The following is a 21480-nucleotide window of genomic DNA, read 5'->3' on the forward strand; positions in this document are numbered from 1 at the left end:
GGACGCGGCAGACCCCGCGAAACCGACGGCGGAATGGAACCGCAGCCCCAGGCTTAAAATCCCTGCAACTTGGCCATTTAGGAACGCCCGCTGGAAAAGCGGGCGTTCTTTTTCGTTTACCCTAGGTTTTTATTTCACCTGCCGGGTTGCCTCAGGCATTGTAACAATCGCTCATGACTTGTGATGGCGGGAAACGGGCCCAAAGCCTTGACCGGATTCAGGGAGGTTGCTTTGAAAAAGCAAAAGCGCGGATCAGCGCTGCGGAATGCGGAGACAAAGCACGTGCGTAAATACTTTGGGACCGACGGAATCCGGGGACGCGCCAACGGGATCATCACACCGGACCTGGCCCTGAGGGTCGGGCAGGCGGCCGGGCTCCTGTTCCAGCGGGGCGATTACCGGCACCGGGTCGTGATCGGCAAGGACACGCGCCTGTCCGGCTACATGATCGAGAACGCGCTGGTCGCGGGCTTCACCTCGGTGGGCATGGACGTGCTGCTGCTCGGCCCCATGCCGACGCCGGCGGTGGCCATGCTCACCCGCTCCATGCGCTGCGATCTCGGCGTCATGATCTCCGCGTCCCACAACGCCTACGAGGACAACGGCATCAAGCTGTTCGGCCCCGACGGCTTCAAGCTCAGCGACGACGTGGAGCTCGAAATCGAGGCCATGATCGATTCCGACCTGACGCGACGCCTCGCAGGCTCCGCGACCCTCGGCCGCGCCAAGCGCATCGAGAGCGTCCATGCCCGCTACATCGAGTTCGCCAAGCGCACCCTGCCGCGCCAGGTCGACCTCGAGGGCATGCGGGTGGTGGTCGATTGCGCCAACGGCGCGGGCTACAAGGTCGCGCCCGAGACCCTGTGGGAGCTCGGCGCCGAGGTCATGTCCATCGGCGTGGAGCCGAACGGCTTCAACATCAATCACGAGGTCGGCTCGACCGCGCCGGAGGCTCTCATCAGCAAGGTGCGCGAGCTGCGCGCCGATGTGGGCATCGCGCTCGACGGCGACGCGGACCGGGTCCTGATCGTCGACGAGAAGGGCCAGAAGGTCGATGGCGACCAGCTCATGGGCGTGGTCGCCCGCTCCTGGAAGGAGGACGGACGCCTCGCCCAACCCGGCGTCGTCGCGACCATCATGTCCAATCTGGGCCTCGAGCGCTATCTCGGCGATCTCGGCCTCGACCTGGTGCGCACGGCGGTCGGGGACCGCTACGTGCTCGAACACATGCGCGCCCACGGCTTCAATCTCGGCGGCGAGCAGTCCGGCCACATCATCATGTCGGACTACACCACCACCGGCGACGGGCTGATCGCGGCCCTCCAGCTCCTGGCGGTGGTGAAGCGCCTGGACAAGCCCGTCTCCGAGGTCTGCCACTGCTTCGAGCCCCTGCCGCAGGTGCTCAAGAACGTGCGCTACAAGTCGGGCACGCCCCTGCAGGAAGCGACGGTCATCAAGGCCATCGAGGCGGGCCGCGAACGGCTCGGCGCCTCGGGCCGTCTGGTGATCCGCCCCTCCGGCACGGAGCCAGTCATCCGCGTCATGGGCGAGGGCGACAACAGCGATCTCGTCAACCGGGTGGTGGACGACGTGGTCGATGCGGTCACGCAGGCTGCCTCCAAGGCCGCGGCTTAAACCCCGGTTTCCGGTTGCAATCGAAGGGCGCGGGTCTCCACCGCGCCCTTTTTCGTGGGCTGACGCCCCCGCAGGAAGCTGCGACGAGGATTGTGGTTCCTTAAGGTCAAGCTTTGTCTTGAGCGTTAACCATATCTTCAATAAATTCCTCTGCGAATCACCAGAGGTCTCGATGTTCGACCCCCTTTTCCAAGCTGGCTACATTCCCCAGGCCTACGTCGCTCCCAGCGTCGCGCAAGCTGCCCTGCGCACCGAAGCAGTCGAGGTCGCTGCGGGAACGGAGAGGGAAGGATCCGCCCGTGGCCAGCAGATGGATCCGGTCGCCATCAGCCGGGTCCTGCTCAATGCCGAGAGCCTGATCGCGGCCATGCTGGGCGTGAGGGCGCACGAGGTCAGCGTCAACGTGACGATCTCGCGCTACGGCGGCTGATGCTTCGCATGTCTGACGCGACATGAAAAAGCCCCGGCTTGCCGGGGCTTTTCGCTTCTGGGTTCGTCACTCCGCCGGATGGACCGGAGGCTTGGGCTCCATGTGCCGCGGCAGGTCCTCGCCATGGGCGCGCTGGCCGGTCTGGGCCCGCAGCTTGTCGAGCATCTCGCTCACATAGGTGGCGGGCTTGGTGTAGCCGCCGATGAGGAGATAGATCGCCGGCACCACCAGCACCGTGAGCAGGGTGGAGAGCGCCACGCCGCCGACGATCACCGAACCGATGGCGTTGCGGGCCTCTGCGCCCGCTCCCGTCGACCAGGCGAGCGGGATGCCCGCGCCGATCATGGCGATCGAGGTCATGAGGATCGGCCGCAGGCGCAGCACGGAGGCTTCGAGCACCGCCTCCCGGACCTCCATGCCGCGCTCGCGCAGCTGGTTCGCGAATTCGACGATGAGGATGCCGTTCTTCGTCATCAGGCCGATGAGCAGGATCATGCCGATCTGGCTGTAGATGTTGAGCGACTGCCCCGTGAGCACGAGGGCCGCGAGACCGCCCGTCACTGCCAGCGGCACGGTGAGCATGATGATGAAGGGATTGATCCAGCTCTCGAACTGGGCCGCCAGCACCAGGAACACCACGAGCAGAGCCATGCCGAAAGTGACGTACATGGCGTTCGAGGATTCCAGGAAGTCCTGCGACTGGCCCCGGTAGCCGATCCGCGCCTCGGCCGGCAGGTTCTCGCGCACGATCTGCTCGAGGGTCGCCAGCGCATCGCCGATCGACACGTCCGCACGCAGCGACGAGTCGATGGTGATCGCGCGCATGCGGTTGAAACGGTTGAGCGTCTGGGGTGCCGCCGACTCCGTCAGCGTGACGAAGGAGGAGAGGGGAACGAGTTCGTCGTTCGCCGCCCGCACGAAGGTGTTCGTCAGGTCGTTGGGCGTCGCCCGATCCTGCGCGCGGCCGCGCATGATGACGGAATATTCCTCGCCGCGGCTGATGAAGGTCGAAACCTCGCGCTCGCCGAACATCAGTTCGAGCGTGCGGCCGATATCCTCGACCGAGACGCCGATATCCGCCGCCCGCTGCCGGTCGATCTGGACACGGATGTCGGGCTGGGACTCGCGGTAGTCGGAGTCCATGTTCACGAACATGCCCGTTTCCTGCGCCTTCTGGATGACGGTGTCGCGCCAGTCTCGCAGGGTGTCGTAGTCGGGACCGCCCAGCACGAACTGGATCGGCTTGGAGGGTCCGCGCTGGCCGAAGGAGCCGGGATTGATCGGCGACACGCGCGCGCCGGGCAGGTTCGCGACCTTCTGCTGAATCTCCTGAACAAGGTCCTGCTGCTTCACGCTCCGCTCGCTCCAGGGGACGAGGCGGACGATGATGATGCCGGCATTGACGGGCGAAGGGCGAGACCACCCGGGCGCGACCTGGCTCGTGATGGAGCCGACGACGCCCTGCTCCTTGTAGGGGAGAAGCAGCTGCTCGACCTCGCGGACACGCTCGCGGGTGTAATCGAGGCTCGATCCTTCCGGCGCTTCGATGCGCACGATGATCGCGCCCCGGTCTTCCGTCGGCGCGAAGTTCTTCGGCAGCATCTGGAAAAGGCCCCAGGCCGAGAGCGACACGGCGAAGCCGATGGCCAGGATCACCAGCGGCGCTTTCAGAACCGTCGTCAGGATCCGGCGATAGACATTGTTCATGCCCGTGAAGAAGGGCTCCGTCATGCGCTGGATGCGGCCGTGCGCCGGCACCATGAGCTTGGAGCACATCATCGGCGTCAGCGTGCGCGCAACGACGCCGGAGAAGAAGATGGCGGCTGCGAGCGTGATGCCGAATTCGCGGAAGAGCTTGCCCGTATTGCCGGTCATGAAGGCGAGCGGCACGAAGACCGCCATCAGGGTCGCTGTCGTGGCGATCACCGCAAAGCCGATCTCGCGCGCGCCGTCGAAGGAGGCGAGGAGCGGCGGCTGGCCCTCCTCGATGCGGCGGTGCACGTTCTCGATCTCGACGATGGCGTCGTCCACCACGATGCCGATGGCGAGCACGATGGCGAGCAGCGTCAGCACGTTGATGGAGGCGTTGAAGAAGGCCATCACCATGAAGGCGGCGATGATCGACACCGGAATCGCCACGATGGCGACGATGGTCGAGCGCCAGTCGCGCAGGAAGAGGAGGATCACAAGGATGACGAGGAGGATGCCCTCCACCAGGGTCTGAAGGACACCGTCGATGGAGGCGCGGATGAACCGGCTCTCGTCGTAGGAGACTTCCGCGGTGGTGCCGGGGGGCAGGGAGGGCTCGAGCCGCTCCAGTTCCGCACGCACGTTCTCGGCCACGGACAAGGTGTTGGATGTCGACTGGCGCACGATGCCGAGGCCCGTAGCGACCCTGCCGGATTCGTAGAACTCGAAGCGGTTGTCCTCAGGACCGACCTCGACATCGGCGACCTCGTTCAGGCGGACGAGATAGCCGTTCTTGTTCGTCACGATCAGCTGCTCGAAGTCCTGCGGCGTCGACAGGCGCGAATCCGTCTTGACGGTGAACTCGCGCTGCGAGGACTCGATGCGTCCGCCGGGCAGTTCCACGTTCTGGCGCTTGATCGCGGCCTCCAGGTCCTGCACGGTCAGGCCGCGCGCAGCGAGCGCCGGGCGATTGACCCAGACGCGCATGGCATAGCGGCGCTCGCCGGCGAGATAGACATTGGCGACGCCGGGCACCGTCGAGAGACGGTCCACATAGACGCGCTTGAGAAAATCGCTGAGCTCGAGCGCATCGTAGGTGGACGATGTCACGCTGATCCACATGATGGCCGAGGCATCGTCGTCCACCTTGCGGATCACCGGCTGGTCCACGCCGTCCGGAAGGCGGCCGACCACCCGGAAGACCGCATCGCGCACGTCGGAGGTCGCGCCTTCAGGATCCCGCGACACGTCGAACTCGATGGACACCGAGGAGCGCTCGTTCCGGCTCTGCGACCGGATCTGGTTGATCCCCTCGATGCCGGCTACCGCGCCTTCGATCACTTCGGTTACCCGGCTTTCGATGACCTCGTTCGAGGCGCCGCGGTAAATGGTCGAGACGGAGACCACCGGACGGTCCACGCTCGGATATTCGCGCACCGACAGGTTCGTGAGAGCGGCAAGGCCGCCCACGATCAGCAGCAGGCTGACCACGATGGCGAAGACCGGGCGGCGGATGAAGAGGTCTGAAACCTGCATGGTTCTCAATCCCGCTGGAGAGAAGGTCGTTTGACGTCGGGCTTGATGTCATCCCCGGCTGCTGCGGAGCAGCCGGGAAGGGGATCCACAGCGCAGTGAGAGCGGGTGGTTTCCCTTCCCCTCCGCTTCGCTCCGGCCGGGAATGACATGGAAGGTCTTTAGTTCCGCTCGGCAGCCTGCGCGCTGCCGATGCCCGGGGGCGTGCTCAGGGAGCTGCGGGAGGGCGGTTGACGGCTTGCAGCAGGCGCAGTCTCGGCAGGCGGGGCGGAGCCGAGCGGGCGGGCCACGACCTCGGCGCCCGGTCGCACGCGCTGCACGCCCAGCACCACGATGGTCTCGCCGGCCTGCAACCCATCCACGACCTGGACCTTGCTGCCCTGGCGCTGGCCGATGGTGATGACGCGGCGCTCCACCTTGTTGTCCTTCACCGGATAGACGATGTGGCGCAGGCCTTCGCTGACGATGGCCTCTTCCGGGATCACGACGGCGTCGTCGTCGGTGGAGATGTTGAGGACTGCGGACAGGAACATGCCGGGCTTGAGGGCCTCGTCCGGGTTGTCGAACTCGGCGGTCAGACGCACCGTGCGGGTGGTCTGCTCCACCCGCGGATCGATGGTGGAGACCGTGCCGGTAAAGGTGCGGCCCGGATAGGCGGCGGAGGTGGCGTTGACCGTCTGCCCCGTCTCGAGGCGGCCCAGGAGGTTTTCCGGCACGGCGAAGTCGAGCCGCACGCGGGACAGATCGTCGAGCGAGGTGATCCGGGTGCCGGGTGCGATATAGGCGCCGAGGGAAACGGAGCGGGTGCCGACCCGGCCGGCGAAGGGCGCGCGGATCGTCAGGTCCTCCAGCCGCGCCTCGGCGGCCCTGCGCTGGGCCTGCGCGGAGGCAATGGCCCCTTCGAGCGACTTTATCTGGGCCGTCAGGTCCTCGACCTGGGCTCCGGTGCCTGCGCCCGTGCGGTTGAGGGCCTGGGCGCGCTCGAGCTTGATGGCGATTTCGTTCCGTTGGGCCACGGCCCGGTCGGCTTCGGCCTTCGCCTGCTCGATCGCGGCGCGACGCTCGGCAGCGTCGAGCTGGACCAGCATCTCGCCGGCCTCGACCTTCTGGCCTTCCTCGAAGCCGATCTCCCCGATCACGCCTGCCACCTTGGCGGTCACGGTGATCGATTCATAGGCACGCACCGTGCCGACCGACTCGCGGGTTTCGACGATGCGCCCGGTCTTCACCGTATCGACCTCGACCAGGGTGGGGCCGGACGGTCCCCTGCGCCCGCCGGGAGCGGCAGCCTGCTGCTGGGGCTTGGCCATGTAGGAGCCGATCACAGGCACATTGGCCAGATGACCGCCCTGATAGGCATACCAGCCGCCAAAGCCCGCTGCCCCCAGCACGGCAATGACGGCGAGCTGACCGGATACGCGCATGCTCGCTCCTCAAGAGATCTTGGTCGTCGCAGATAACGGAAAAGGGCCTAGCACAATATATGCCAGTGCCTGGAGCATACCGCAGTCAACACGAAGTTTTGTATTACGTTTTCGTAATCCGGGATTATTGACCTACCGGCATCGCGCTTGACCCCGGGACGCTTCTCCGTCATACCCATCGGCGGGAGACCCCTCCCCACCGAGGGGCGCCCATCTGGAAGGATGGATTACATGACAGAGATGCCTGCCGCGCGCCCTCGCGCGCCTTTCTTTTCGTCCGGCCCCTGCGCGAAGCGCCCCGGATGGTCCCTGCAAAACCTGAAAACCGATACGCTGGGCCGCTCGCATCGCGCGAAGCTCGGCAAGGCGCGCCTGAAGCTCGCCATCGACCTGACCCGTGAAGTCCTGGAGGTCCCGGCCGATTATCGCATCGGCATCGTGCCCGCCTCCGACACCGGCGCGGTGGAGATGGCCCTGTGGTCGATGCTCGGCGCTAAGCCCGTCGACATGCTCGCCTGGGAAAGCTTCGGTGAAGGGTGGGTCACCGACGTGGTCAAGCAGCTCAAGCTCGACGACGCCCGCGTGATCAACGCTCCCTACGGCGAGCTGCCCGACCTTGCCCAGGTCGACACGAAGAACCGCGACGTGGTCTTCACCTGGAACGGCACCACCTCCGGCGTGCGCGTGCCGAACGCCGATTGGATCGCGGCGGACCGGGAAGGGCTCACCATCTGCGACGCCACCTCGGCGGCCTTCGCGCAGAAGCTCGACTTTTCCAAGCTCGATGTGGTGACCTTCTCCTGGCAGAAGGTGCTGGGCGGCGAAGCCGCTCACGGCATGCTCATCCTCTCGCCCCGCGCGGTCGAGCGGCTCGAGACCTACAAGCCGGCCTGGCCGCTGCCCAAGATCTTCCGCATGACCAAGGGCGGCAAGCTCATCGAAGGCATCTTCGAGGGCGAGACCATCAACACCCCCTCGATGCTCGCGGTCGAGGACTACATCGACGCGCTCGAATGGGCGAAGTCCATCGGCGGTCTCAACGCGCTCGTCGCCAAGGCGGACGGCAACGCGAAGGTCATCCTCGACTGGGCCGCGAGGACGCCCTGGATCGCGAACCTCGCCAAGGACCCGGCCACCGCCTCCAACACGAGCGTGTGCCTCGTCGTTGCCGATCCCGAGGTCATCGCCAAGGGTCCCGAGGCCGTGGCGCAGGTCGCCAAGGGCATCGCGTCCGCCCTCGACAAGGAGGGCGTCGCCTACGACATCGGCGCCTATCGCGATGCGCCCGCCGGCCTCCGCATCTGGTGCGGCGCGACGGTGGAGCAATTCGATCTCGAAGCCCTGACGCCCTGGCTCGACTGGGCCTTCGCGCAGGAAAAGGCGAAGCTCGCGAAAGCGGCCTGACGCTTCTTCCCTCCCCCTTGCGGGGAGGGACCGAGGGTGGATGTCGGCGGATCGAACCCTGTGCCTGATCGAGAAAGCACGAAGGCTGCGACAGCGCACGATCTCTCGACCACTCACCCGGTCACACAACCCCCACCCCTACCTCTCCCCGCAGGGGGAGGGGAACATCGAGGTGCACCATGCCCGCTCCCCGCGTTCTCATTTCCGATGCTCTTTCGCCCGCCGCCGTGCAGATATTCAAGGATCGCGGCATCGACGTGGACTTCCAGCCGGACCTCGGCAAGGACAAGGACAAGCTCGCCGCCGTGATCGGCGAGTATGACGGCCTCGCTATCCGCTCGGCCACCAAAGTCACGGCCAAGATCCTCGAACAGGCGAAGAGCCTGAAGGTGATCGGCCGCGCCGGCATCGGCGTCGACAATGTCGAGATCCCCGCCGCGACGGCGAAGGGCATCATCGTCATGAACACGCCCTTCGGCAATTCCATCACCACCGCCGAGCACGCCATCGCCATGATGTTCGCCCTCGCGCGCCAGATCCCGCAGGCCGACGCGTCGACGCAAGAAGGCAAGTGGGAGAAGAACCGCTTCATGGGCGTCGAGCTCACAGGCAAGGTGCTCGGCGTCATCGGCTGCGGCAATATCGGCTCCATCGTGGCGGAGCGCGGCATCGGCCTGCGCATGAGGGTCATCGCCTACGATCCCTTCCTCTCGCCGGAGCGCGCCATCGAGCTCGGCGTCGAGAAGGTCGAGCTGGAGGATCTGCTGCGCCGCGCCGACGTGATCACGCTGCACGTGCCGATGACGGAGAAGACGAAGAACATCCTCTCTGCCGAGAACATCGCCAAGACGAAGAAGGGCGTGCGCATCATCAACTGCGCCCGCGGCGGCCTCGTGGACGAGGCAGCCCTGCGCGCCGCGCTCGACGCCGGCCATGTGGCGGGCGCGGCCTTCGACGTGTTCGCGGAAGAGCCTGCGACGTCGAACCCGCTCTTCGGCCACCCGAACGTGGTCTGCACGCCGCATCTCGGCGCATCCACCAGCGAGGCGCAGGAGAACGTGGCGCTCCAGGTGGCCGAGCAGATGTCGGACTACCTGCTCCAGGGCGCGATCCAGAATGCGGTGAACTTCCCGTCGATCACGGCGGAGGAAGCGCCGCGCCTGAAGCCCTTCGTGGCGCTCGCCGAAAAGCTCGGCTCCTTCCTCGGCCAGCTCACGGAGGCTCCGATCAAGGGCATCCGCATCGAGTACGAAGGCGCTGTCGCCGAGATGAACACCCGCGCGCTCACCTCGGCCGCCGTCACGGGCGTGCTGCGTCCCTTCTTGCAGGACATCAACATGGTGTCCGCGCCCGTGGTCGCGCGCGAGCGGGGCATCATGGTGGAGGAGGTCAAGCGCGAGAACGCGGCGCGCGACTACGAGAGCTTCATCCGCATCGTCGTCGATGCCGAGGACATGCCGAGGCATGCGGGCGGCACCGTGTTCCAGGACGGCAAGCCGCGCGTCATCGAGATCCGCGACATCGCGGTGGATGCGGAGTTCGCGCCGCACATGATCTATGTGCGCAACGACGACAAGCCCGGCTTCATCGGCCGCTTCGGCACGCTGCTCGGCGAATCCGGCGTCAACGTCGCGACCTTCGCGCTTGGCCGCGACAAGCCGGGCGGCGACGCCATCTGCTTCGTCTCCGTGGACCAGCCGGTCTCCGACGACCTCCTGCGCAAGATCGAGGAGATCCCGCAGGTGAAGCGCGCCCGCGCCGTGCGCTTCTGAGAAGAGGCAACATCATGCAGGCCCTGTCGCAGCGCTTCGTCCTCACGCTCGCCTGTGCGAACCGTGCCGGCATCGTCGCCGCCGTGGCAGGGCATCTCTCGGAGGCCGGCCTCAACATCCTCGACGCGCAGCAATACGACGACACGCAGACCGACCGGTTCTTCATGCGCGTCGTCTTCAACCCGGTCGAGGGGGAGGGCGATCTCGAAGCGCTGAAGGAAGGCTTCAAGCCCCTCGCGGAGCGCCTGCGCATGACATGGACCCTGCGCGACACGAGCGTGCCGCGCAAGGTCATGCTGCTCGTCTCCAGGTTCGACCATTGCCTGGCGGATCTGCTCTACCGCTGGCGCATCGGCGAATTGGCGTTCGATCCCGTCGGCGTCATCGCCAATCATCCGGCCGGGACCTACAGCCACGTGGATCTCGGCGACATTCCCTTCCATCATCTCCCGGTCACCAAGGAGACCAAGATGGAGCAGGAGGCGCGGGTCTGGGAACTCATCCGCGACTCGCAGGCCGACCTCGTCGTTCTGGCGCGCTACATGCAGGTCCTCTCCGACGGGCTCGCAGCGAAGCTCACCGGCCGCTGCATCAACATCCACCATTCGTTTCTTCCCGGCTTCAAGGGCGCGAAGCCCTACCACCAGGCCCATGCCCGCGGCGTGAAGCTGATCGGCGCAACGGCGCATTACGTCACCTCCGATCTCGACGAGGGACCGATCATCGCTCAGGACGTGGAGCCGATCACCCATCGCGACACGCCGGACGATCTCGTGCGCAAGGGCCGCGACATCGAGCGCCGGGTGCTCGCCCGCGCGGTGCGCCACCACCTGGAGGACCGAATCCTGCTGAACGGCGCGAAGACCGTGGTATTTGCGGATTGAACCATTGTCATCCCCGGCGGTCCTTAAGGACCGGGAAGGGGATCCATGGCGCAGCGTGTGATCGTAGATTCCCTTCCCCTCCGCTGACGCTTCGGCCGGGAATAACAATGGAGCGGGCTACCGGCGCTGCTCCGCGAGCCAGATGCCGCCGAGCACCAGCACGAGGCCGAGCGCGTGGTAGAAGGCGAAGGGCTCGCCCAGGAGAACGACGGCGAGCAGCGCGCCGAAGACAGGCACGAGATTGACGAAGAGCCCCGCGCGGGCCGGGCCGATCAGCTCCACGCCGCGCATGTAGAAGATCTGCGAGAGCAGCGACGGCGCGAGCGCCACGTAGAGCAGGATGAGCCAGCCCGTGGGCGTCGGCCACTGCGCCGTGCCTTGCGCGAATTCGAGGCCCACCAGGGGCAGCGACGAGACGAAGGCCACCACCGCCATGGCGGTGAAGAACACAAGGCCCGGAATGGCCGGGCGGTGGCGCAGGCCCAGCGTATAGCCCGCGTAGAACAGGCAGGCGATCAGCATCCACACGTCGCCGATATTGAGCGCCAGGGTCTTGAGAATTTCGAGATCCGCTTTCACCGACACCACGACGACGCCCAGGATCGTGACGATCATGCCGAGGATCTGGAGCGGGATCACCCGTGCGCCGAAGATGAGGATGGTGCCGAGAAGCACCAGAACCGGGATCGCCCCCTGGAAGATCGTGAGGTTCACGGCGCTCGTGTGGTGGGCCGCCGCATAGAAGAGCGCATTGAAGGCGGTGAAGCCGAACGTGCCCATGAGGATGGTGAAGCCGAGGCGGGACCTCAGCTTCGGCCACTCGGCGGCGACCTGGCGGCCGAAGAGCGGCACCATGACTGAGACCACCACCACCCAGCGCAGGCCGGTGAGCATCATGGGCGAGACCTGTCCGACCGCGAGCCGCCCGGCGATGGCATTCCCGCCCCACATGAGGGTGGTGAGGATCAGCAGCAGGTAGGCCTGGCCCCACAGCCCTTTCCAAAGCGAATGCAGGATCTTCATGGAGGGATTGGGACCTCGTGGCTCTTGCCGCCGCGCGCGGTTCAGCTAAACCGGCCTCAAGCGGAGGCGGGTGACGTTCATGGGCTTACGGTTTCTGGTGGTCGAGGGCAATACGCGTGGCGCAAGGCAGGCCCACAGGGAGGCCTATGGACTGATGCCCTCGGAATCCTATGCGGCGGTGCTGCAGGAGATCGAGGGCGAGGCCGTCTGCGATCTCGCCTTCCCGGCGGACGAGGGGGCGAACCTGCCGGATGCGGCCGGTCTCGAATCCTATGACGGGATCGTGCTCACCGGCTCGCATCTCAACATCTACGACCGCACGCCGGACATCCTGCGCCAGATCGATCTCATGCGGGCGATCTATGCGTCGCGCACCCCCTGCTTCGGATCCTGCTGGGGCCTCCAGGTCGCTGCCGTGGCGGCGGATGGGGACGTGCAGGTCAATCCCCTTGGACGGGAGGTGGGCTTTTCCCGGCGGCTCACGCCGACGGAGGCGGGGAGGGGGCATCCCCTGCTGGCGGGCCGGCCCGCCGTCTACGATGCGCCCGCCATCCACCTCGACATGGTGACGGTTGCGCCCGAAGGCTGCACGGTGCTCGCCTCCAATCCGGTCTCTCCTGTCCAGGCGGCGGAGATCCGCATGAACGGCGGCGTGTTCTGGGGCGTGCAGTACCACCCGGAATTCTCGCTGGGCGAACTCGCCGTGATCCTGCGGCGGCGCACCGAGATCCTGGTGCGCGAGGGCTTCTGCCGCACGCCGGAGGACGCCGCCTCCTACACGGACGATCTCGCCGCCCTGCAGGATGAGCCGACGCGCTTCGACCTCGCCTGGAAGCATGGTCTCGATGCCGAGATCCTCGATCCCGAGCGCCGCACCCGCGAGATCCGCAATTTCATCGCACAGCGCGTGAAGCCGGAGAAGAGCGCAAGGGGCCGGGCCTGAGGCCGGGAGGAAAGCGCAGGCCTCAGAGGGCCAGGGCCTTGAGATCGTCGCGCAGGCGGTCCGGTTCGCCGGGCAGACGGTCTTCGACTGCCGCATGGGCCCGGGTCCAGATCGGAACGGCCTGAGCCAGGAGGGCGCGGCCTTCGGGCGTGAGGGTCACCAGGCGGCTGCGCTTGTCCGCCGGATCGGGCGCGACCGCGACGAGGCCGCGGCGCTCCAGAGGTTTCAGCGCGGCGGTGAGGGTCGTGCGGTCCATGGCCAGCAGGCTGGCAACGGATCCCATGCCGGGCGGCTCGGGGCGGTTGAGGGACATGATCAGCGAGAACTGGCCGTTGGTGAGGCCGAGGGGCCGCAGCGCCTCGTCGAAGCGCCGCGCCAGCGCGCGCGCGGCACGCTGCACATGCAGGCAGAGGCAGGAATCCCGAACGAGATGAGTGGTCTCCAAAGAGACGTCCAGGGGCTTTGACATGGCCCTATAAATGTTGATATCAACGTACTTGTCAAGGTAAGTCGGCCTCATCGGCGCCGGGAGCATCCGGGCCGGAGACGTCAATCCGCATTCTTTCCCGATTTCATCCAACCGGAGCGATGACGATGTCCAATGCCCACGGGAAGTTCACCTGGTACGAGCTGATGACCACCGACATGGCCGGAGCGGAGGCGTTCTACGCCAACGTCATCGGCTGGAAGACGCGGGACGCCTCCATGCCGGATCTGCCCTATGTGATGTTCTCCGCCGGCGACACGCCCGTCGCGGGCCTGATGTCTCTGTCCCCGGAGGAGTGCGAGAGGGGCGCGCGTCCGGGCTGGATCGGCTATATCGGGGTGGACGATGTCGATGCCTGGGCCGAAAGGGTCGGGCAGAAGGGCGGGGCCGTTCTGCGCGCCGCCGAGGATGTCCCCGCCATCGGCCGCTTCGCCGTGGTGGCCGACCCGCAGGGGGCGCCGTTCGTGCTGTTCAAGGGGAAGGGAGACCTTCAGGAGCCGGCGGCGATGATGGGTCCGGGGCAGCCCGGCTGGCACGAACTCTACGCGACCGATCTCGAACCGGTCTTCGCCTTCTACGCCGAACTCTTCGGGTGGGCGAAGGACGAGGCGCTGGATATGGGGGCGATGGGCACCTATCAGCTCTTTTCCTATGGCGGAAACGCAGTCGGCGGCATGATGACCAAGCCGGGCCACATGCCCGAGCCGTTCTGGCTCTACTATTTCGCCGTCGACGGGATCGACGCCGCCAAGGGGCGCGTGGAGGCGGGGGGCGGACAGGTGCTCTTCGGTCCTCAGGAGGTTCCAGGCGGTGTCTTCATTCTGCAGTGCCTCGACCCCCAGGGTGCGATGTTCGCCCTTGTCGGCCCGCGAGGGTAGGCCTAGCGGCTTCGTTGCGTGAACCGCCGGCTAAAGGGCGGAGGCGCGCCCTTCTCCCCCTTGCGGAGAGGGATCGAGGGGGCGCAAAGTCAGGCTCATCCCTCCCTGCAAGGGGGAGGGATGAGCCTGTCATCCCCGGCGGTCCGTGAGGACCGGAAGGGGATCCACTCACAGGCGAGGCAGCATGGCTTCCCTTCCCCTCCGCTGCGCGTCCTTCCGGGAAAGACCGGCATTCGGTAGCAAACGCCACCAGATTTTCGTGACCTGATCCGGTAATGTCCGCAGCCAATTGTGCAACAGGATGGTGCACAATTCGAGTCAAGCGGCCCGGTTTCCGAGGCGGCTGTGGTCCTCGCGCCAGGAGAGTTCGGCGATGTACCAGTCTAGGTACTTTACCGAGAAGCGATGATGAACGCCGCGGTAGGCCCGCCGCACGCGCGCAAAGAAGCTCTCGATGATGCGGTTTGCTCGCGGCACGGGGTCTCGCAAGCCCTGCGCCGCCAGGAGATCCGAGCGGGAGACCTGGAGCACGGCGCCTGTTCGGGCAGGCCTGCGTTCCCCTCTCCCCAGCCTCGCCCGTACCGGATGACAGCCGGGGCTGCGCGACAGAGCGCCGTAAGAGAGCCTGGGGGCGGCTGTGGCGTCCCATCACAGGCTCTCGGAGCGCGAGGCCGGAGCCCTGCCGAGACGCCGCGCGGGACGCGTGTTGCTTCCTGCCCGGGCGGCTTCCCGCCCGAATTCTTCGCACGCCGCAGGGCAGCGAAGCGAGACAGCGTCCCGTGCTTCCCCCGTCCCGCAAGGGACAAAGCCAGGACCGGACCGACAGAACCCCGCGCCCTGCAGCGGCGGGAGGCGAAAAGGCGCGTCCCCTGTATCTCCGGAAAGAGTATGATGCGTGGGACAAGGCCCATTCCACCTTGACCTCGGACGCATGATCCACCATGAGGGTTTGCAAGGTTTTTCCCCAACCCTGGCCTTGCGCCGGGGTTTTTTCATGTGAGGCTTGAGCATGGCGAACGTGGTTGTCGTGGGCGCCCAGTGGGGCGACGAGGGCAAGGGCAAGATCGTCGATTGGCTGTCCGAACAGGCGGACGTGGTCGTGCGCTTCCAGGGCGGCCACAATGCCGGCCATACGCTGGTCATCGGCGGCAAGGTCTACAAGCTCTCGCTCCTGCCCTCCGGCGTCGTGCGGCCCAACAAGCTCTCCGTCATCGGCAACGGCGTCGTGCTCGATCCCCATGCGCTCGCGGGCGAAGTGGAGCGCCTTTCCGAGCAGGGCGTGTCGATCACCCGCGAGAATCTGCGCGTGGCCGAGAACGTGCCGCTGATCCTCTCCGTCCACCGCGAACTCGATGCGCTTCGCGAGAGCGGCAGCGCCGGGACGAAGATCGGCACCACCAAGCGCGGCATCGGCCCGGCCTATGAGGACAAGGTGGGCCGTCGCGCGATCCGCCTGATGGATCTCGCTGATCTGCCCTCGCTGCCCGACAAGATCGAGCGGCTGCTGACGCACCACAATGCGCTGCGCCGCGGCTTCGGCCTCGACGAGTTCGACGCGAAGGCGATCTACAAGGAGCTCGCCTCCGTCGCTCCCAAGGTCCTGCCCTACATGGACGCCGTGTGGCGGCTCCTCGATGAAGAACGCCGCGCGGGCAAGCGCATTCTGTTCGAGGGCGCTCAAGGCGCGCTGCTCGACGTGGATCACGGCACCTATCCCTTCGTCACCTCCTCGAACACCGTGGCCGGCCAAGCGGCGACCGGATCGGGCCTCGGCCCGGGCGGCGTCGGCTACGTGCTCGGCATCGCCAAGGCCTATACGACCCGCGTGGGCGAGGGGCCGTTCCCGACGGAGCTCTTCGACGAGACCGGGGAGCTGATCGGCCAGAAGGGCAAGGAGTTCGGCGTCGTCACGGGCCGCAAGCGCCGCTGCGGCTGGTTCGATGCGACGCTCGTGCGTCAGACGGTCCGCACCTCGGGCATCGACGGCATCGCGCTCACCAAGCTCGACATCCTCGACGGCTTCGAGACCATCAAGGTCGGCGTCGGCTACAGGCTCGATGGCGAGATCATCGACTATTTCCCGGCGAGCCAGGGCGCACAGGCCCGGGTCGAGCCGATCTACGAGGAGATGGAGGGCTGGAGCGGCTCGACCGCGGGTGCGCGCTCCTGGGCCGATCTTCCGGCGCAGGCCATCAAATACGTCCGTCGCATCGAAGAGTTGATCGGCGCGCCCGTCGCGGTGCTCTCCACCTCGCCCGAGCGCGACGATACAATCCTGATGAAGAACCCCTTTGAGGGTTGACGGCGAAGCTTCGACGGGTCATTCCGGGACGAAATGGCAGATTATTACCCTCTTATTGCACGAGCCGTCGAAGGCTTGCCGGAGCGGACGCCCGCCATGCGGCGCTCGGTCTACGAGCGCGCGCGTACGGCCCTGACCGCCCAGTTGCGTTCCCTCGATCCGCCTCTGTCGGAGGCGGATATCCAGAGGGAAATCGTTTCTCTCAGCCAGGCCATCGCCAAGGTCGAAGCGGAATATGCGGCCGATGACGTCGCGGCCTTCGCGGGCGCCGCCGTTGATGCGAGGCCGCAGCAGCCCCCGGTTCCGCGCACCCTGACGCCGGCGCAGGTTCTCAAGGCGCCTGCGCCTCCTCCCCGTGAGCCGGAGGAGGAGCCGGAGGATTTCGAACCCGAGGCGCCCACGGCGCGCCCGCGGGTCGATAGCCGCCCGCATCCGGCCATGCAGGACAACCGGCGGACCCGGAACATCGTCTTCGGAGCGATCCTGGCGGTGGTCATCCTCGGCATCGCCGTTCTGGCGTGGTGGCAGAGCACCGGCGGGACATCCGCTCCCGAGGAGCCGGTTGTTGCGGAAACCCAGCCGGCTCCGGTGCCGGAGGCGAACAAGATCGAGGAGCGCGTCGGCGGGCAGGCCCCTCCGGCTCCCACGAGGCCGCCCGCCCAGCAGCCCGCCATCGGCGCCGCCCAGCGCGCGGTGTTCTACGAGGAGGATCCGGCCAATCCCCAGACCCCGAAGGCCCAGGTCGGGCGCGTGGTCTGGCGGCTTGAGGACATCAATCCCGGCCAGGGCCAGCCTCTCGAGAAGGCCGTCAGCGCCAACGTCGAGATTCCCGACGCAGGCCTGACCATGAAGATGCTGCTGCGCCGCAATCTCGATACGACGCTGCCGGCCTCGCACACGGTCGAGCTCACCTTCACGACCCGCGACGGCGATCCGGGCCGGGTGATCCGCGACGTAGGCCTCCTGCAGTTCAAGAACGAGGAAGCCGCCCGCGGAACGCCGATCGCCGGCCTGCCGGTGCCTGTGCGCGAGAACCTGTTCCTGATCGGCCTGTCGAACCTGCAGGGCGACGTGGAGCGCAACACGGAGCTCTTCGTGCGCCGCAACTGGATCGACCTGCCGGTCCGCATGGCATCGGGCCAGCGGGCCATTCTGAGCTTCGAGAAGGGCGCTTCGGGCGAGCAGGTCCTGAACGACGCCTTCAGCCAGTGGCAGTAGCGGGCCGCTCTCAAGCAAAGAAAAAGCCGCGGCATCGACCGCGGCTTTTTTCATGGTTGGCGCCGCCTGGGCTTAAGCTTCAGCCTCGGCGGATGAGGTCTCGATCTGCGCCAGATTCTTCTTGACCGCCTCCTGGATCTTCTCGAAGGCGCGCACCTCGATCTGGCGGACGCGTTCGCGGGAGACGCCGAACTCGGTCGAGAGCTCCTCCAGCGTAATCGGGTCGTCCGAGAGGCGGCGCGCCTCGAAGATGCGGCGTTCGCGCGGATTGAGCACCGAGAGGGCGCTGCGGAGAGCCGTCAGCCTGTTCTGGCCCTCCTCCTCCTCGACAAGCACCTGCTCCTGGCTCTGGCCCTGGTCGACGAGCCAGTCCTGCCATTCGCCGCCGCCTTCGCCTTCCTCGCGAAGGGGTGCGTTCAGGGAGGCGTCGCCGCCGAGGCGGCGGTTCATGTCCACCACGTCCTGCTCGGTCACGCCGAGCTGGGTCGCGATCTGCTTCACCTGGTCCGGGCGCAGATCGCCCTCATCCAGGGCGGAGATCCGGCCCTTCGCCTTGCGCAGGTTGAAGAACAGCTTCTTCTGGTTCGCGGTGGTGCCCATCTTCACGAGGGACCAGGACCGCAGGATGTATTCTTGAATCGCCGCCTTGATCCACCACATGGCATATGTGGCGAGGCGGAAGCCCTTGTCGGGCTCGAAGCGCTTGACGGCCTGCATCAGGCCGACATTGCCTTCGGAAACTACCTCGCTGATCGGCAGGCCGTAGCCGCGATAGCCCATGGCGATCTTGGCGACCAGGCGCAGGTGGGATGTGACGAGCTTATGGGCGGCTTCGCGGTCTCCATGCTCGCGCCAGCGTTTGGCGAGCATGTATTCCTCATGCGGTTCAAGCATGGGGAAGCGACGAATCTCGTCGAGATAGCGCGAAAGACCCCCTTCATTGGCAAGCACCGGAAGCGCTGAAGCCATATCTTATCCTCCTTTGGCTCCCTCTCTCCATGAGGCAAGCCTGAGGCGGCCCCCTCATCGGCCGACCGCCCTCAATCTCTCTATATAAGCGGTTCGACCTTGTCCGAACAGAGGCGTCAGGCTCAAGACGTGGTGAACGCACGGAATCCGCAAGGGTGCCAGCGTGGCTTCATTTTGCGACGCATTGACGCTTGATGTTCAGCTCCTGAGCGCCTGAAGCAGGGCTGCCATGTCCGCAGGGAGGGGGCTCTCGAAGCGCAGGAACTCCCCCGTCCGCGGGTGCTCGAAGCCCAGCACCGCCGCATGGAGCGCCTGCCGGTTCAGGGCCTTGAGGGCTATCTGCTGGCCTTCCGAGAGACGGTTGGCCTTGGTCTTGAAGCCGGAGCCATAGGTGAGATCCCCCAGGAGGGGATGGCCAATATGGGCCATGTGGACCCGGATCTGGTGGGTGCGCCCAGTCTCGAGCTCGCACCGGACCAGACTTGCCAAGGGCTCTGCCGGAGGCAGGGTCTCCAAAAGCTCGTAATGGGTGATCGCATAACGGCCCCGCTCGTTGTCGTCGGATACGATGGCGATCTTTTCCCGATTCTGCTGGCTTCGGGCGAGCGCCGCCTCCACCGTGCCCCGCCGCCGCTCCGGAACGCCCCAGACCAGGGCGAAATAGGTCCGCTCCAGCGGTCCCGTCCGTCCATGGTCGGCGAACTGCTCCGCCAGTCCCTGATGGGCGAGGTCGTTCTTGGCGACGACGAGAAGGCCCGAAGTGTCCTTATCGAGCCTGTGCACGATGCCCGGCCGCTTCACGCCCCCGATCCCGGACAGGCTCTCCCCGCAATGGGCGATCAGGGCATTGACCAGAGTGCCCGATTCATGGCCCGCCGCCGGATGGACCACGAGGCCGGCAGGCTTGTCGATCACGATCACATCATCGTCTTCGTAGACGATGGCGAGTTCCATGGCCTCGCCCTCCGGCGCCGCCGGAACCGGCGGCGGCACGGTCAGGCTGATGGCGGCCCCGCCCGCCACCTTCCGGCCGGGATCGAGAATGGGCACTCCATCGACGAGGACCTGCCCCTCGCGGATCAGCGCCTGCAACCTGCTCCGCGACAGGTCGCTCTGCAGCCGCGCCAGAACCCGGTCCAGCCGCTCGGCGGGCATTCCCTCGTCCAGAGTCCATTCCTGTTGCGTTGCGTCGCTCACCACGTCCTCATTTATGTCGCGCCATTCGCTTTTTTCGGCGAAAGGGCTTGAAGGGATTCAGAAGGGTGGTTATACGAGCGGCCTCAACCTTGCTAGCTCCCTTCGTCTAGCGGTCTAGGACGTCGCCCTCTCACGGCGAAAACAGGGGTTCGAGTCCCCTAGGGAGCGCCAAGGTTTCAGGCAAATCAAGGCTTTTGTTGCCTACAGGTCTTGCCTACAGGTCGCCTCGATGGTTCGATAGCAAAGCCTATCCATGCCTATGCATGAGCCATGCCGACCAAACGCCCAACCCCCAAATCAGATACTCTCTATCTCCAACGGATCGGGTCCAGATGGTATGCCCGCGTCCCGGTTCCTAACAAGCTGAGGCCCAAGCTCGGCCCCTACCTCCGTAAGTCCCTTGAGACCTCCGACATCAGGGAGGCCAGGGAGAGGCGGTGGGAGGTTGTCTCATGGGCCAAGGCAAGGATTGCCCGCGAGGTAGGGGAGGGGGAGCGCAGAAAGCCGCTCGACCACTCAGCCGGCTACGAGACCTTCAGAGCCAAGCTAAGAGACGAGATAGGGCCTGCCTATGTGGTCAATGCCTTCGACGGGGAGGAGATGCTAAATCCTGATCTTGAGAGGCTTGTCGACCAGTTGGAGGAGACAGAGGCTCCGAGGGAGCTATTCAAGGCGGTCGGGGACCATGTGCAGGGAATTCCCACTATCTCCGAAGTTTTGGAGGACTATCTCGGTAAGAACCCCAAAGGCTCTCAAACGACAGAGGCAAACTATCGGACAGCTGTTAAGTTGTGGATTGCCTCTCATGGGGATAGGCCCCTCAGAGGGATCACCCGCAAGGTCGCCTTAAGCTGGCTCAACGAGGTTGCAGAGGGCAAATCTCGGGACACAATCAAGCGTTACGTTACGGTCCTCTCTAATCTGTGGCGATGGTCACATAGAGAGCTGGACGAGAGGCCAGCAAGCCCGTTCCATGAGTTGCAGCAGGACGCCGACGTTAAGGGCAAATCATCGGAAAGCTATGGGTTCTTCAATGATGCGGAGTTGGTTCGTGCCTTTGATGCCATCGAGAATGATGAGGAGTTAAGGGCCGTCTTTCTCATCTCGATCTATACAGGCTTCCGCCTGGACGAGTGCATTAGGGCACAGCGGAAAGACCTCCACGGCATCGAGTGTTATGTCCTTATGAAGGGGAAGACCGGGAACGCTGCCCGCGTTGTTCCTGTCCATCCAAGACTGAGGGACATCCACGTTCCTCCCGGTGCTAAAGCTGATGTCCTGTCTGTGCGCTTTGGACGGGCCATGAGGAAGATCAAGATGCCTAAAGGCAAGACTTTCCACTCGCTCCGGAAAGCCTTCACCACGGCTCTAGAGCGAGCCGATTGCCCAGAGGCCATCGCTGCCAGGCTACTCGGCCATTCCCCTCTAGGATTGACGTACAAGATCTATTCTCAGGGGCGTGAGGCCAAGCAACTTCTGCATTGGGTGGAAATGGTGAAGCATCCAGTATGAGAAGCCGTCATTGGCGACCTTCGGGCGCTGTCAGGTAGGTAGCGAAGCCGTCCTATTTTGCTGTCTACGACCCAGAAGTGAAGAGACCAAGCCCGAGTAGTAGGGGGAGATGGGTGCCTTCTTACGTCCGAGCTACTGCCCGCCTAGTTGTGAGTTCTGATCAGGTTGTTCCGGCGAGAG

18 protein-coding genes and 1 tRNA gene are annotated in these 21480 nt (G+C 65.6%); 12 read left to right on the forward strand and 7 right to left on the reverse strand.

Features of this window, described 5'->3' with window-relative positions:
- From LG661_RS20835 to LG661_RS20845, 3 genes are all read left to right on the forward strand, one after another.
- Nucleotides 1-184: hypothetical protein (locus LG661_RS20835; RefSeq protein ID WP_230533917.1), on the forward strand; the 184-nt coding region annotated here is incomplete at its 5' end.
- Nucleotides 185-282: 98 nt separating this feature from the next.
- Nucleotides 283-1635, forward strand: coding sequence for a phosphoglucosamine mutase (gene glmM, locus LG661_RS20840; RefSeq protein ID WP_230533918.1), 1353 nt, complete (start codon nt 283-285; stop codon nt 1633-1635).
- Between the two features lie 172 nt (nt 1636-1807).
- Nucleotides 1808-2065, forward strand: coding sequence for a hypothetical protein (locus LG661_RS20845; RefSeq protein WP_230533919.1), 258 nt, complete (start codon nt 1808-1810; stop codon nt 2063-2065).
- A gap of 66 nt (nt 2066-2131) precedes the next feature.
- On the opposite strand, the gene LG661_RS20850 is transcribed toward LG661_RS20845, so the two are convergent.
- The gene (locus LG661_RS20850; RefSeq protein ID WP_230533920.1) at nt 2132-5290 is read right to left on the reverse strand and encodes an efflux RND transporter permease subunit; all 3159 of its coding nucleotides are present in this window, start codon (nt 5288-5290) and stop codon (nt 2132-2134) included.
- 158 nt (nt 5291-5448) lie between these two features.
- Nucleotides 5449-6711, reverse strand: coding sequence for an efflux RND transporter periplasmic adaptor subunit (locus LG661_RS20855; protein WP_230533921.1), 1263 nt, complete (start codon nt 6709-6711; stop codon nt 5449-5451).
- A gap of 231 nt (nt 6712-6942) precedes the next feature.
- On the opposite strand from LG661_RS20855, the gene LG661_RS20860 reads away from it, so the two are divergent.
- From LG661_RS20860 to purU, 3 genes are all read left to right on the forward strand, one after another.
- Nucleotides 6943-8115, forward strand: coding sequence for a phosphoserine transaminase (locus LG661_RS20860; RefSeq protein ID WP_230533922.1), 1173 nt, complete (start codon nt 6943-6945; stop codon nt 8113-8115).
- Nucleotides 8116-8294: 179 nt separating this feature from the next.
- Nucleotides 8295-9887: a phosphoglycerate dehydrogenase gene (serA, locus tag LG661_RS20865; protein WP_230533924.1), complete on the forward strand. Its 1593-nt coding sequence runs from the start codon at nt 8295-8297 to the stop codon at nt 9885-9887.
- A 14-nt stretch (nt 9888-9901) separates the two neighbouring features.
- Nucleotides 9902-10771, forward strand: coding sequence for a formyltetrahydrofolate deformylase (gene purU / locus LG661_RS20870; RefSeq protein ID WP_230533926.1), 870 nt, complete (start codon nt 9902-9904; stop codon nt 10769-10771).
- 117 nt (nt 10772-10888) lie between these two features.
- Here the strand turns inward: purU and LG661_RS20875 are convergent, their stop codons facing one another.
- Nucleotides 10889-11794 carry a DMT family transporter gene (locus tag LG661_RS20875; protein WP_230533927.1) on the reverse strand — a complete coding sequence of 302 codons (906 nt, stop codon included), beginning with the start codon at nt 11792-11794 and terminating at the stop codon, nt 10889-10891.
- Between the two features lie 79 nt (nt 11795-11873).
- Here LG661_RS20875 and LG661_RS20880 point away from each other — a divergent pair, with 79 nt between their 5' ends.
- A complete protein-coding gene (locus LG661_RS20880; RefSeq protein WP_230533929.1) occupies nt 11874-12737 on the forward strand; it encodes a type 1 glutamine amidotransferase in 864 nt (287 codons plus the stop codon).
- A gap of 22 nt (nt 12738-12759) precedes the next feature.
- Here the strand turns inward: LG661_RS20880 and LG661_RS20885 are convergent, their stop codons facing one another.
- Nucleotides 12760-13206 (reverse strand): MarR family winged helix-turn-helix transcriptional regulator, encoded by a 447-nt coding sequence (locus tag LG661_RS20885; RefSeq protein ID WP_230533931.1) that lies wholly within the window; start codon nt 13204-13206, stop codon nt 12760-12762.
- 125 nt (nt 13207-13331) lie between these two features.
- On the opposite strand from LG661_RS20885, the gene LG661_RS20890 reads away from it, so the two are divergent.
- Complete coding sequence (locus LG661_RS20890) at nt 13332-14102, forward strand: VOC family protein (RefSeq protein ID WP_230533933.1); 771 nt, start codon at nt 13332-13334, stop codon at nt 14100-14102.
- A gap of 318 nt (nt 14103-14420) precedes the next feature.
- Here the strand turns inward: LG661_RS20890 and LG661_RS20895 are convergent, their stop codons facing one another.
- A complete protein-coding gene (locus LG661_RS20895; protein ID WP_230533934.1) occupies nt 14421-14633 on the reverse strand; it encodes a transposase in 213 nt (70 codons plus the stop codon).
- A 478-nt stretch (nt 14634-15111) separates the two neighbouring features.
- Between LG661_RS20895 and LG661_RS20900 the strand changes: the two genes are divergently transcribed.
- Together LG661_RS20900 and LG661_RS20905 are read left to right on the forward strand one after the other, a co-directional pair.
- Nucleotides 15112-16404 (forward strand): adenylosuccinate synthase, encoded by a 1293-nt coding sequence (locus tag LG661_RS20900; RefSeq protein ID WP_230533936.1) that lies wholly within the window; start codon nt 15112-15114, stop codon nt 16402-16404.
- A 33-nt stretch (nt 16405-16437) separates the two neighbouring features.
- Entirely contained in the window at nt 16438-17622 is a 1185-nt protein-coding gene (locus LG661_RS20905) for a histidine kinase (RefSeq protein WP_230533937.1), read from the forward strand.
- A 72-nt stretch (nt 17623-17694) separates the two neighbouring features.
- On the opposite strand, the gene rpoH is transcribed toward LG661_RS20905, so the two are convergent.
- Nucleotides 17695-18591, reverse strand: coding sequence for an RNA polymerase sigma factor RpoH (gene rpoH / locus LG661_RS20910; protein ID WP_230533939.1), 897 nt, complete (start codon nt 18589-18591; stop codon nt 17695-17697).
- 198 nt (nt 18592-18789) lie between these two features.
- On the reverse strand, nt 18790-19746 hold the full coding sequence (locus tag LG661_RS20915) for an RluA family pseudouridine synthase (RefSeq protein ID WP_230533942.1): 957 nt from the start codon (nt 19744-19746) through the stop codon (nt 18790-18792).
- Between the two features lie 137 nt (nt 19747-19883).
- Here LG661_RS20915 and LG661_RS20920 point away from each other — a divergent pair.
- Together LG661_RS20920 and LG661_RS20925 are read left to right on the forward strand one after the other, a co-directional pair.
- Nucleotides 19884-19959 (forward strand) — tRNA-Glu (locus LG661_RS20920).
- Nucleotides 19960-20058: 99 nt separating this feature from the next.
- Nucleotides 20059-21300 carry a DUF6538 domain-containing protein gene (locus LG661_RS20925; protein WP_230533940.1) on the forward strand — a complete coding sequence of 414 codons (1242 nt, stop codon included), beginning with the start codon at nt 20059-20061 and terminating at the stop codon, nt 21298-21300.
- Nucleotides 21301-21480 lie beyond the last annotated feature (180 nt).

The organism is Microvirga roseola (assembly GCF_020866965.1).
In the GTDB taxonomy this organism is placed as follows: Bacteria; Pseudomonadota; Alphaproteobacteria; order Rhizobiales; family Beijerinckiaceae; genus Microvirga; species Microvirga roseola.